The organism is Paenibacillus sp. FSL H8-0548, from assembly GCF_038630985.1.
GTDB lineage: Bacteria > Bacillota > Bacilli > Paenibacillales > Paenibacillaceae > Pristimantibacillus.
Map to the genome: position 1 here is coordinate 1,404,945 of NZ_CP152049.1, position 13,827 is coordinate 1,418,771.

Consider the following 13,827-nt stretch of genomic DNA (forward strand, 5'->3'; position numbering starts at 1 on the left):
AATTGCGGAGGGATATTGTGATTAATCGCAGACCGTTTATCAGTAAAATGATGGTGATTACACTAGCGTTTGTTTTAATTTTTTCGGGAATTCCATTATTCGGGGGCAAAGGCTCGCCGACAGCCAGTGCGCAGAGCTCTTCTGATATTTCAGGACACTGGTCGCAGAATACGATGGAGCATTGGGTGCAAGAAGGACTGCTGAATGGCTATTCTGATGGATCATTTAAGCCGGATCGCAAAGTAACACGTGGTGAGTTTATCTCATTCGTTAATCGTGCTTTCGGACTGGAAGAGGAAAGTGAGATTGCTTTCACAGATTTGGCAGCAGACAGCTGGGCATACACAGACGTGTCGAAGGCCGTGAAAGCTGGATATATACAAGGATATGCGGATGGAACGATCCGTGTAAATCATATCATTACGAGGCAGGAAGCAGCCGTAATCATCGCAAGTGTGATGAAACTGTCGACTGAAGACACAGGTGATGAGGAGGAGAGCTTCACCGACTCGCCATCCATTCCGAAGTGGAGCAAGGCGGCAATCATTCAGCTTGCAAAGCTAGAGGTTATGAATGGTTATCCGAACGGAAGCTTTAACCCGCTCGCACCGCTTACCCGAGCGGAAGCAGTAGTCACACTAGATCGTGGATTTTGGGAAAGCTCATACAGTTATATCATTAAGAAACCTGGCGTATACGATTTCGCTGATCGAGTAGGAACCATTTATAAAAACGTATTGATTAAAGTTGCTGGTGTTACCTTGCGGAATGTAACGATCGATGGCGATTTGACGCTAGCCGCAGAAATTAATGATGGCGACACTGTTCTGGATAACGTCAATGTTAATGGCAGTGTGTCCGTTAGCGGCGGTGGCAAGGTGAGTATTAAGTCGGGTACGATTCAATCCTTGTTTGTTCAAGAAAGTACTACTTTCCTTGAATTAACGTTAGGGTCAGATACGAGAATCGTTTCTTTAACCACTTATGCTGTTATCCATGTGCTTGGGCAAGGCATAATCGAAGTGGCAACGTTAAGCGACCGTGCGATCAAATCAATATTCGAGAAGAATCCATTAAACTTGCTGAAACCTTCAACAACAGGGAGTGGCGGCAATTCGGTGACACCAACAGCGACACCAACACCAACAGAAGAACCAACAGCGACTCCTGTTAATGATTTAACTCCAGTCGTTAATGGTACTGCTAAAGCAATCGTTGTGACTGCAGGCGACGTAACAGGACAAGTTGCGAATGCAACAAGTAAATTGATCGAATACGTGCAGAAATCGACGGGAGCCACACTCCCTTTGATGTCGGAAGCAGCGGCTGAGGCGGAAGCTGAATTAACGGGAAGTACTCTCATTTATGTCGGGTTTATTGGAGATTCCGCTGATGGCGATGCTATTTCGTCTGAGCTAGTTAGCCTCGACGACGATGGGTTCATCATCAAGTCGGAGAAAAATGCTAACGTGATTACGATTATCGGTCCGACGGATTGGGGTACTGAATTCGGCGTATACGAATTTCTGGAGCGCTACGTAGGCGTTCGTTGGCTGATGCCTGGACCGGATGGCGAGGATGTTCCGCTTCGTGTGAATCTTTCCGTTGCCGAAGGAAGCGTTGTCCAAGAGCCTTCTTTCATTTCTAGAGCATACGATTCTAATATTGAGAATACACCTTACCGGAAAGCTTGGACAAGGTATAACCGAATGCATACACGAGTACAGCATGATCATATTTTCTTTCAAATCATGCCTGCTTCTAAATATCAGACACAGCATCCTGATTTCTATCCGACAGGGAATGGCTTGATTAACTCAGATGGAGGCTGGCAAATATGCTACTCGAATCCAGCCACAATTGAATTTGTAGGTAATATTCTAATCGATTACTTCAATCAAAACCCAGATGCGACCTCACATTCCCTTGCAGTTAATGATAATGGTGGTTTCTGCGAGCAGAATCCTAATCACCCGTCGTATCCGGACAAAATTAATTCCATCGGGTATCAGGATATGTCCGATATCTATTTCAACTGGGTGAATGAAGTAGCAGAGAAAGTACTAGAAGTACATCCCGATAAGTATCTAGGCGTCATCGCGTATCATGAGGTTTATGATCCGCCTACGAATGTTGTCCTGAATCCAAACGTGATCGTCTATATTACAGATGAGCGACTCTCTTGGATTGATCCTTCCTTAGAGCAAGCGAATAAGACCTTCACGGAAAGTTGGAAAGCAGCGGCTCCTGGAGTTGCATTTTATGAATACTTATATGGAACGCCCTATTCACTGCCTAGACCTTACTTCCATCAGATGTCCGAAAACTATAAGTATGCTGAACAACTTGGAGTAGTAGCTCAATTCACGGAGCTCTATCCGAACTTCGGAGAAGGACCTAAGCCATGGCTGGCTTCCAAATTACAATGGAATGCAAGCGCGGATGTGGATGATCTTCTAGATGAGTGGTATGTCGGGACGGTTGGAGCGGAAGCAGCACCGTATTTAAGACAATACTTTGAAATTTGGGAGAACTTCTGGGAAGTTAGAATTCTCGAGACGACTTGGTTTGAGAACTGGTTAAATTCCAATCCGAGAAGGAACTTCATGAATTTCTACGACTCTTCTTATTTGAAATATGTGACCGAACAGGATATGGCACTAAGCAGAGATCTGATGGAAAGTGTCGTCGAGAAGGCTGTAACGCAGAAACAGAAAGCTCGCGCGGATATTCTTATGAAAGCATTTGAATATTATGAGGCTTCTGCACTTAGCTATCCGTCCGATGAACCGGTTGCAGCATTTACTACTTCCGGTGAAGCAATCACATTGCTGGATGAGATGCAAATTAAAATGAGCAAAGCGGAATACAGGCTTCAGCTTAATGCTAGCTTCAAGACGCATGAGGTGCTTCAGCAGCCGTTGGATCCTCGCAATTACGGTGCAGCGTGGTCCGGCGTGAGAAGCGAGGAAGTAAACATGCTTATTCGTTGGATCAAAGATGAAAGCGATAATGGCGAGGTTAAGAGTCATATTGAAAGTATTATCGCAACGGTGGAATCTGAACTTGTCCGAAATTATATGAAGTTTATTATCGCTGAAGCAACTAATCAACAAGCTTTGAATGAAAATACATCTTTCGAAATCGGGATAGAAAATGATATCGACGATACGCCGCCATGGTGGTATTGGGTCGACTATGGACAGGATGAAGACAATGTCCATCAGACTGATATTCAAGCACATACGGGGGATTACAGTATCGAAGCTGTCGGTCTGAAAATTGGCGGCCCAGTCATGGATGGAATTGAGGTCGATCCTGGTTATCATTCGCTAAGCGCTTATTATTATGTGCCGGAAGGATCCACAAGCAACGGTAATATTTCTTTATTCATTAATTTCTGGGATGCCAATGGAACGCATCTCGGGAATGCGATAACGACAAACAAGCTTGCGAGAACTACGGCTGGAGAGTGGGCGCTAATCGAATGGGTAGGAGAAATTCCGAGTAAAATTGGCGGAGTACCGGTTAAGAAGGTTCAGTTCGGTACTAACATCTTTGATTTTGCCAACAATGAGCTAATCTATGTAGATGATTTCAGACTGCTTAGATTAAGCGATGCGTATGTTCCAGATCCTGATGAGGAAGAGGAAGAAAGCTCTATTATTAATCATAACAGCTCTTTTGAATATGGGAATACAGGAATTGAAGACGCGCTTCCATGGTCATATTGGATAGACAATGCAATGGGCACGATGGCTAGAAGCAACGAGCAGGCACGGACATCTGATTACAGCTTGAAAATGTCAGGTGTGACCGTGGGCGCGTTAAGTCAGATTGTCGCTGCTCCGGAACCGAGTACGAATACGTATAAGCTAAGTGCGTACTATTATGTACCGGAGAATCAAGCGACGAACGGAACAGTTAAGCTGTTTATGAACTTTAGGAATGAAGCTCATCAACATTTGGACGCAATTCCGACCACGGCTCAGGCTGTGAATGTACAGCCCGGGCAATGGAACCTATTGGAGTGGACAGGGGTGATACCGTCAGAGATAGACGGTCAGGCAGTCAAACACTTATTATTGGGTATCGAACCAAAGAATTTTGCAGCCGGAGAGTCCGTTTATATTGATGACGTTGAATTGAATCTTGTTCCTATACCACCGGAACCGGCGGCCTTGAACGCGAATACCTCGTTTGAATATGGAAATACAGGTATTCAAGATGCACTGCCATGGTCGTACTGGATAGACAATCCATCGGGTTCGATGGCTAGAAGCAACGAGAATGTGCGTACATCGAATAATAGTTTGAAAATGTCAGGAGTGACCGTGGGGGCGTTAAGTCAGATTGTAGCTGCTCCGGAATCAAGTACGAATACGTATAGGCTAAGTGCGTACTATTATGTACCGGAGAATCAAGCGACGAACGGAACCGTTAAGCTGTTTATGAACTTTAGGAATGAAGCTCATCAACACTTGGGCGCAATTCCAACCACCGCTCAGGCCGTGAACGTACAGCCAGGGCAATGGAATCTATTGGAGTGGACAGGTGTGATTCCGTCAGTCATTGACGGTCAGGCAGTTAAACATTTATTATTGGGTATCGAACCAAAGAATTTTGCAGCTGGGGAGTCCGTTTATATTGATGATGTTGAATTGAGACTTGTGCCTGAGCCGTCCGAAACGGTCGCCATGAACGAGAATATCTCGTTTGAACAGGGGAATGCAGGTGTTGAAGATGCGCTTCCATGGTCGTATTGGATAGACAATGTTCCAACGGGAACGATGGGTAGAAGCAACGAGCAGGCTCTTACTGCGGATTACAGCTTGAAAATGTCAGGTGTGACAGCGGGCGCGTTAAGTCAGATTGTAGCTGCTCCGGAATCGAGTGTGAATACGTATAAGCTGAGCGCGTACTATTATGTACCGGAGAATCAAGCGACGAACGGAACAGTTAAGCTGTTTATGAACTTTAGGAATGCAGCTCATCAACACTTGGACGCAATTCCGACCACCGATCAGCCTGTGAACGTACAGCCAGGGCAATGGAACCTATTGGAGTGGACAGGTGTAATACCGTCAGAACTTGACGGTCAGGCAGTCAAGCACTTATTAGTGGGTATCGAACCAAAGAATTTTGCAGCTGGAGAGTCCGTTTATATTGATAATATTACATTAACAAAAATGAATTAATTACGAACAATAAAAAATCCGGCAGCTCTTAAGAGCTGCCGGATTTTTCATAGGCTACACAATTACGGTGAGCAGCTCTTCTTTTACTTTAATTGTACCGCTTTTTAAAATTTTAACATCAAGGTATTGGTTTGAATTCGTAATGACAACAGGTGTTGTTAATGGATATCCAGCTGCTTTAATTTCTTCCATATCAAACATAAGAAGCAAATCCCCTTGTCGTACTTTATCCCCCTGATTGACAAGCGCTGTAAAATATTCGCCGTTTAATTTTATCGTGTCAATGCCGATGAAAATTAATATTTCTGCGCCCCCCTCTGAGGTGACTCCAATAGCGTGTTTTGTTGGAAACAAGGTTGTTACAACGCCATCTACCGGTGAGAACACTTCACCTTTTTCGGGCTCAATAGTTACGCCCTTACCAACTGTTTCTGATGCGAAAAGTGAATCGCTGAATTGGCTTAACGGAATTATTTCTCCGCTTAGCGGGCTGGTAATTGTTTCTTTTATCACACTAATTAAATTTGACTCATAGTTTCCCATTAATGGGGTTTTATTTTTATTTTCATATCCAAGTACATACGTGAGGATGAGTCCTAACACTAAAGCAGTCATCGTACCAATTAAATAATAGGCTATCGGTGTAAACGCAGGGATTGACAAAAAACTTGGGAGAGAAAAAACAGACATTTTCACGCCAAGCGCCCCATTAATGGCTCCCCCCACAGCTCCAGCCACTGCTACATAAATCATCGTTTTTCTATAACGCAACAGGATCCCATAATTGATGATTTCTGTTGTACCTGCCAAAGCGCCAGGTATAATTCCTGAGCTAGCGAGAGTTTTTAAGTCCTTATCTTTCGTTTTTAATAGAACGCCAAGCGCCATTCCAATTTGAGCAAATGGTGCTGCTGCTGCCATCCCGATAATGGGATCAGGTCCAAAAGCAAGATTTGCAATAGCAATGGGGATAACTGCCCAATGAAGACCCAGAAGAGTAAGGAAGGTCCAAGCAGCTCCGAGCACGGCTCCCGTCAAAAATCCGCTTTTTGAGCTTAAAAACTCGATCCCCATTCCGATGCCTTCTCCGGCATACACACCAATCGGACCGAAAACAAGCACGGTTAACGGCACAATCAACACTAACGAAATCAATGGATTGATAAACATTTGAATGTCTTTGTAAATAACTTTTTTTAACAATTTATCTAATAGTGCATAAATAGAAACGGCAATGAGAATTGGGAAAACGGTAGAAGAATAGCTCATTAATACAACTGGAATCCCTGCAAAATTGATCTGTTCTGTTCCTTCTGCCATTAATTTCGTGAAATGAGGTTCCAAAAGTGAAGCACCAATGGTACCGCCTACATAGGCATTCGCACCGAGCTTGATCGATAGAGTAATACCAAGAAAAATAGGAAGAAAATAAAATACGGCATGTCCAGCGGCAGATAAAATGGCATAGGTGCCACTTTCCGTAGACATCCATCCTAGCATCGTTAATACAGCTAATAAGGCCGACAACAATCCTGACCCTGCTAGTACACCTAAGATAGGAGCAAAGCTTCCTCCGATTACGCCTAGAATTTTGTTCATCACTGACTCTTTTATTTCCTCATTCTTAGCTACCTGCTGATCATTCATGTTGTGAGCTCCTTTTAACTTAGGTTTCCCCAAAATACAAAACGAAAAATCTAATTGAAATAAAATAACTTTATAAATTTATCTTATTTTAATCAGTATTACAAACAAATATTTGGTGAGAACAATAAGTAAACGTTTTCAATTTTAGAATCTTAAAAAGTATGTCGGCGTGCTTATTATAAATTTTTGAATTCTTTTTGTGATTTTTTTGGAGAGAGGCTGTATTCCTTTTTGAACAGTCTATAAAAGCTGGAGTAATCAGAAAAACCGCATTTCAAGGCAATTTCCTCTATGGATATCTGATTTTGTTTAATCATAGTTGCCGCGTAGGATAGACGTTTCAATGATACATAACGATAAAAAGGCAGGCTCATATTTTTTTTGAAATAATGAGAAAAGTAGTACTTATTTAAATGAAAATAATTAGATACATTGGCTAAACTTAAATCAGGATCAGTCAAATTTGATTCAATGTATTCGAGTATAGCTAGAAACCTTTGGTCTAGCTCATTTTTGTTGCTGAGGTTTGGCATACTGCTTGCTGGATCAAGTATGTCTTGAAGCACTTGAAATAATAAATAATTAATCGAAAAGGGATAAGTCTTCTCGCTAATCGTTTTTTTCTGAAGGATATCTTGAAGTGAAGCAAGGATAACTTGAAAGTTTTTTGAATGCAGATGCATTACATAAGAGCCCTGCGTCTTTTGATAAACCATATTTTCTTTCAATGCAGGCGAGCTGGAAATAAAGTCATCCATTAAATGCTCACTAATGCTAATAATGATTCGCTCATAGTTGTCAAAATTTTTAACAACAGCTTGATGAACGGCATAAGGAGGGATGACAACAACATCTCCTCTTCGAAGGGAATACGTATGTCCTTCACAAAAAAATTCACACTCCCCATCTAAAAATACAAGAATCTCCATAACATCGTGCCTGTGTAATCGGAATAAATTTTCGACTTGGGAAAAATGTTCGGATGATTCGTTATTTTCCATAAGCCAATCATGGGACGGGTTATTTCTGCCAAAGTAATTCATTTCAAAACCAGTACTTAGGACTGGAATAAGAATAGATTGCTTCATAAAGGTCTTCTCCCTCTCAAACAGCAACAATTACAATATTTTTAGCAATATGCGTCAGTTTTTTTTGATTTTTTGTTGCTATTATAACAGTATTACAGATTTATTTCGAGGATTTAGCGGAAGACTAAGCTCAGGAGGCGTTAATAATGGATTCCAACCTTAAACAACCTGATTTAGAAGTGAGATCCAAAAATATCATTGAAGTTGATGGATTAAAATTCAAAGATTTGAATAATGATGGGAAGCTGGACCCTTATGAAGATTGGCGTTTGAGCCCGCAGGAACGTGCGGAGAATTTGGTTTCATTGATGAATATAGATGAAAAGGTCGGCATGCTGCTTATTAATACACGCGGGATGGGGCTTTCTCAAAAAGATAAAAGTCAGACGAGTCACAATGGCGTACTGGATGAAGGCATTGTTGAAAAAGGCGAAAGTATTTTTGCGATTACGAAAGTAATGGGAACAACACATACAATCGAAAATATGAATTTACGGCACTTCATCTTGAGAGACAACTGGAGCCCAGCCCAAATGGCAGAGTGGGTTAATGCAATGAATGAAGTTTGTGAGGGAACTCGTCTTGGTATCCCCTGTTTAATCGCATCAAATTCAAGAAATGAAAATACAGAATTTATCTTTGGCATGAATGATGCAGCTGGAATTTTTTCCACTTGGCCAGGAACTTTAGGCCTTGCAGCAGCAGCTAAGGGTGATATTAAAAATGGCGGCGATGCATCGCTTATTAGCCAATTCGCTCAAATCGCACATGATGAGTGGGATGCTACGGGGATAAGGAAAGGCTATATGTATATGGCTGATACCGCAACAGATCCTAGATGGCAGCGGACGTATGGTACGTTTGGGGAAGATCCAGCATTCATTTCGGATGCGATCGGTCGTATTATTGACGGTTTCCAAGGGGAGAGTATCGGAAAACACAGTATTGCGATGACAACGAAGCATTTCCCTGGTGGAGGAGCAAGGGAAAATGGTTTTGATCCTCATTATAAAGAAGGAAAGTGGAATCTATATCCAACTCCAGGAAGCTTGGAGAATTACCACTTACCACCATTCCAGGCAGCGGTAGACCATGGAACCTCTTCCATTATGCCGTATTATTCTATGCCTAGCATCAAGAAGAGTGTGGTTCAACAATTCGAGGGTGAAGATATACCTTACGAAGAGGTTGGTTTTACCTTTAATCATTATTTCCTAAATCATATCCTTAGAGAAAAACTAGGGTTCAAAGGCTATGTAAATAGCGATAGCGGTATCACTAGCAAAATGAGCTGGGGCGTTGAAGAGCTAAGCGAGGCTGAACGTTTCGCTAAAGCAATCAATGCCGGCACAGACATGGTTGCTGATACCAATGACATTGAAAATCTAAAAGCTGCTATTCAGAATGGATGGATAAGTGAAAAACGCATCGATCAAGCGAATGTACGGCTTCTTACAGAAATGTTTGCTTTAGGTTTGTTCGATGATCGCACGTATGTCTCAACAGAATTAGCTGCAACAACCGTTAGTAATCCCGCAAATTGGGAAGCTGCTTATCAAGCGCACAAAAAATCAGTAACCGTGCTTAAAAATCAAAAGGATACATTGCCGTTAACAGCTGAGAAAATGGCTGGCAAGAAGGTTTATGTAGAAGTTTTTCATAAGGTAGCAGAACGGGCAGCATCTTACACCGAAAAGGCAAGAAAAGAATGTAACGAACTTGGACAATTTACGTTAACCGATAACTATGAAGAAGCAGACGCAGCTATTTTATTTTTAAATCCACAATCCGGAGATTATTTCTCTGCGACACCGGGACTTTTAGAGCTTGAACTATGCGAGAATAAAACGGTAACCGCTTTGGATGGTTCGACGTATGAAGAAACTACCTTGATTGGAATGGATCATCTGAGGGAAGTTGCGGAAAGCATTCATAGTCGCGGTGGAAAAGTAATGATAAGTGTAAATGTCACTTTGCCGTGGATTGTTGGGAATGTAGAGCCATTGGCAGATGCATTGATCGCTGGATACGATACCTTCTATAAGGCACAGTTTGAGGTTATGGCGGGCAATAGCCAGCCAGTAGGTGTTTTGCCATTGACGCTGCCAGCGAGCGAAGCTGTTATTGCCGTTGATGAGAATGGGGATTGTGTATCGAGAAATGATGTGCCGGGTTATGACAAGGACAAATATATGCCTGAAGGATTGCAATATGCCTATCAGGATAGCGATGGAAATATCTACAAACTAAGTAATGGATTAACTTATTAAGAATAAATAAGATCAGTTACTTCTAATAAGTTGTAGCGTTCCCCCTTTAGGAAGTCAACCTAAAGGGGCTTTTTTGTGGTTGTATGCTTGAAAAATGAAGTGTAAGCGAAGCGAGAAGATCGTTCTGGAGAAACGAAGTGTTCGCCTTTGCAGCCGGATTCTTACCTTTAAATGTCTTAGGAAATCAAAGAATCTGGCTGCAACAGCGATCGTAGGAATGATCTACTCGCGCAGCGCATTATATAGATTTTATGGTGAATGATTTAGAGGTTCATATGGATTAAAAAGCGAATAGAGTAATGAGAGGAGGTTATCATATGGCAGTGATAGAAATCGATCATCTAACGAAGGATTATGGTCATAACCGAGGGGTTTTTGATATTACGTTCTCCGTAGAAAAGGGAGAGGTTTATGGCTTTCTAGGGCCTAATGGAGCTGGAAAAACGACAGCGATTCGTCATATTATGGGCTTTTCTAAACCGCAAAAGGGCTTTACAGCTGTTAACGGTCTAAATAGCTGGCAGCATGCCAGTGATATTCAAAGAACGCTTGGTTATTTGCCCGGTGAGATTGCACTTCCTGAAAATTTAACGGGGAATCAATTTATCGAGATGATGACTCGGCTTCGTGGTATGAAGGATTTGGCCTATACTCATAAGCTAATGGAGCAATTTGAGCTTGAGCCATCAGGAAGTCTAAAGCGTATGTCATTAGGCATGAAACGAAAGCTAGCGATTGTTACGGCATTTATGCATGACCCTGATGTATTGGTATTAGATGAGCCGACAAGCGGTCTTGATCCGATTATGCAGCATCGCTTCATCGATTTTATTTTGCAAGAGAAAAAGCGTGGCAAGACTATACTGCTCTCCAGCCATATCTTCAATGAAATTGATGCTACCTGTGATAAAATCTCGATGATTAAGGATGGTCATATCATAGCATCCTTCATAGCTGATGAATTGCGAAATTCAAGCGTAAAGACCTATAAAGTTGAGCTGATAAGCGATGAGCAGTTTTCACGGCTATATCAGAAGGCTAATGGCGAAGCTGCGATTGAAATTTTGAAGGCAGACGCTGATAAAAAGCAAGTAATCGTAAGGGTAGACGGCTCTTCGATTAATGCTCTAATCGCCTTGCTCGCAGAGGTTGATATGAAATTTTTCTCGGAAATCAAGTTTACGCTAGAGGATTATTTCATGAGGTTTTATGATCGTAATTTGCATGAGACAGAGGTGATATCCTCATGAGCTGTATAGAAGTGAAAGAGCTAACTAAGGATTATGGCGATGGAAGAGGTGTTTTTGACATCAATCTATCCATTGAGCAAGGAGAGGTGTTTGGTTTTGTCGGTATCAATGGAGCCGGCAAAACGACGATTATTCGTCATTTCACGGGTTTTCTTAAACCACAAATAGGCCATACCAGCGTTAAGGGACTTGATTGCTGGAAGGATGCGGATAAAATCAAGTGCTTCGTAGGTTATGTTCCTGGTGAAATTGCTTTTCCGGATGCTCCAACGGGTACAGCGTTTTTACAGGCGCAAGCAGCGTTATTAGGACTGACTGATTTCTCCTATATGGATTCGTTAATTAAGCGGCTGCAGCTTGACCCTTCGGCCAATCTTAAGCGAATGTCCAAAGGGATGAAGCAAAAAACAGCGATTGTGGCAGCACTAATGGCAGATCCAGAAATATTAATATTAGATGAGCCTACGACAGGGCTTGATCCGTTGATGCGAGCAGAATTTGTCTCTATCCTGCAGGAGGAGAAGAAAAAGGGGAAAACGATTTTTATGTCCAGCCATATTTTTGAAGAGGTTGAAGAAACCTGTGATAAAGTAGCGATGATTAAAGATGGGAAAATCATTGCTGTAAAATCGACGGCTGAAGTAAAATATAACGAAAATAAGGTGTATCAGATCGCATTTGCTACTGAGGCTGCCTATAAGCGTTTTGCAGAGGAATCCTTTGACTGGCTAGCGAAGGATCAAAGTAAGCAAGAGGTGGCGATAAGCCTGCATGACCATCAAATCAATACCTTGTTTCGCACACTAACCGCATATGATGTGTTGTACATGACGGAAACCAAATACACGCTGGAGCAATACTTCAATAGCTTATATGAGGGAGGCTCGCTTCATGCTTAGTGGAACTATTTTCAAACAAACCTTAAGATCCAATCTTAAACTATGGCTGATTTTCACTTTCATATTATGTGCTCTCAATGCCGTACTAGTTGCCGTATTTGATAATAGTACGATTAATAGCATGACTGAAATGGTAAAAGGTACGCCACTGGAAGGGATGATGAAAAAAACAACATTTTTAGGCATGCTGGCACAGACTTTTTACACCCTGCATGGCGTGCTTATACCCATCATTTTTATTGTGATGACAGCTAATAGCTTAGTCGCAAATCAAGTGGATAGAGGATCAATGGCATACCTGCTGTCAACGCCTACTAAGCGCAGCACGATTATTATGACCCAAGCGGTTTACTTGGTAGTAGCCATCCTAGTTATGTTTACCATTGAAACTGTGGTTGGTGTAGCGGCTATTCACATTTTTCAAGGAGACACAGAGCTAAGCTTGAACGATTATGTATGGCTTAATGTAGGCTTATTTCTGCTGATGTTTGCGCTTAGTAGTATTTCATTTTTCTTCTCCTGCGTATTCAATCTATCCAAAAACTCACTAGCACTAGGGGCGGGCATTCCGCTAGCTTTTTTCTTGTTTCAATTAATAAGCTCTGTCGATAGCAGCTTGGAAAATTTGAAATACATTACGATCAATGCATTATTCGATACTAATGCGATTCTTGATGGAGAAGGGTATGTCTGGAGGTTTATGATCCTAGCTGCTATAGGACTTGTTCTGTATGGTGCGAGCATTAAGGTGTTTAAGGAAAAGGATTTACCGCTATAGGAGGTTTCGAAAACACAACAAAATAAGAATAAAATACACGAGGCGATTATTAGGAATCATAAGGCCCACAGGGAGTGGGCCTTATGAGAAGGTCTTATTGAAAGCATTTCGTATGCTCGAAGGGGGAGGGGCGTCAAGGCCACTAATTGCTAAAGATTAATAACCGCCGCCGAAAATTCCACAGCTACAAGAGATAATAACCAACAAAATGAATAGTACCAGAATAAAACCTATGCTGTTGTTAGCACCTCCAACAAAACCACCCATTAAATACTCACCTCCTTATTTCTTGAATACCATGCAGATTATGCTCAAAAAACGTTAAGTGATTGGGTGTTTGATACCTAAATTGTTCATCAGCAACAATTGCATTCAAAAAAACACTTGTTTTGTCATGCTTCAGGTCCAGGCATAGGGAGTAGGAAATAGGGAGTTACTCTCTTAATAGCATCCGTTGTAGTTGCGAGTGTTGACATTGTTGTTGTTTCTTTCATCGGCTTGATTAGCTCTTTTATCGTTTCTTTCATTACGTGTATCTTCTCTACTCTCGTTGCGGGACAAAATACCGCAGCTGCTTGCGATTATCACTAACAAAATGAAAAGTACTAGAATCATACCTGTGTTCATTATTTATTCATCTCCTTCAAAAGTCAGTATTTATTAGTTAGAACCGCCGAAAAATCCGCTACAAGAGACA

Annotated in this window: 9 protein-coding genes; 5 read left to right on the forward strand and 4 right to left on the reverse strand. The window is 41.8% G+C overall.

Annotated features, from left to right (window positions below; translation table 11 throughout):
• Positions 1–17 precede the first annotated feature (17 nt).
• Positions 18–5,198 (forward strand): DUF4838 domain-containing protein, encoded by a 5,181-nt coding sequence (locus tag MHI37_RS05795; RefSeq protein ID WP_076336579.1) that lies wholly within the window; start codon positions 18–20, stop codon positions 5,196–5,198.
• A gap of 54 nt (positions 5,199–5,252) precedes the next feature.
• On the opposite strand, the gene MHI37_RS05800 is transcribed toward MHI37_RS05795, so the two are convergent.
• Both MHI37_RS05800 and MHI37_RS05805 read right to left on the reverse strand, forming a co-directional pair.
• The gene (locus MHI37_RS05800) at positions 5,253–6,845 is read right to left on the reverse strand and encodes a glucose PTS transporter subunit IIA (protein WP_076336580.1); all 1,593 of its coding nucleotides are present in this window, start codon (positions 6,843–6,845) and stop codon (positions 5,253–5,255) included.
• Positions 6,846–7,021: 176 nt separating this feature from the next.
• Complete coding sequence (locus MHI37_RS05805; protein WP_076336581.1) at positions 7,022–7,933, reverse strand: AraC family transcriptional regulator; 912 nt, start codon at positions 7,931–7,933, stop codon at positions 7,022–7,024.
• A 146-nt stretch (positions 7,934–8,079) separates the two neighbouring features.
• On the opposite strand from MHI37_RS05805, the gene MHI37_RS05810 reads away from it, so the two are divergent.
• The 4 genes from MHI37_RS05810 to MHI37_RS05825 all read left to right on the forward strand — a co-directional run bounded on the left by MHI37_RS05810 (position 8,080) and on the right by MHI37_RS05825 (position 13,130).
• The gene (locus MHI37_RS05810) at positions 8,080–10,203 is read left to right on the forward strand and encodes a glycoside hydrolase family 3 N-terminal domain-containing protein (RefSeq protein ID WP_076336582.1); all 2,124 of its coding nucleotides are present in this window, start codon (positions 8,080–8,082) and stop codon (positions 10,201–10,203) included.
• 317 nt (positions 10,204–10,520) lie between these two features.
• Positions 10,521–11,453 (forward strand): ABC transporter ATP-binding protein, encoded by a 933-nt coding sequence (locus tag MHI37_RS05815; RefSeq protein WP_076336583.1) that lies wholly within the window; start codon positions 10,521–10,523, stop codon positions 11,451–11,453.
• Positions 11,450–12,352, forward strand: coding sequence for an ATP-binding cassette domain-containing protein (locus tag MHI37_RS05820; RefSeq protein WP_076336584.1), 903 nt, complete (start codon positions 11,450–11,452; stop codon positions 12,350–12,352). Before MHI37_RS05815 ends, MHI37_RS05820 begins: the two co-directional genes overlap by 4 nt.
• Entirely contained in the window at positions 12,345–13,130 is a 786-nt protein-coding gene (locus MHI37_RS05825) for an ABC transporter permease subunit (RefSeq protein WP_076336585.1), read from the forward strand. Before MHI37_RS05820 ends, MHI37_RS05825 begins: the two co-directional genes overlap by 8 nt.
• 156 nt (positions 13,131–13,286) lie before the next feature.
• Here the strand turns inward: MHI37_RS05825 and MHI37_RS05830 are convergent, their stop codons facing one another.
• A complete protein-coding gene (locus tag MHI37_RS05830; protein WP_083676214.1) occupies positions 13,287–13,397 on the reverse strand; it encodes a sporulation protein YjcZ in 111 nt (36 codons plus the stop codon).
• 174 nt (positions 13,398–13,571) lie between these two features.
• A complete protein-coding gene (locus MHI37_RS05835; protein ID WP_144023663.1) occupies positions 13,572–13,757 on the reverse strand; it encodes a hypothetical protein in 186 nt (61 codons plus the stop codon).
• Between the last annotated feature and the right edge of the window lie 70 nt (positions 13,758–13,827).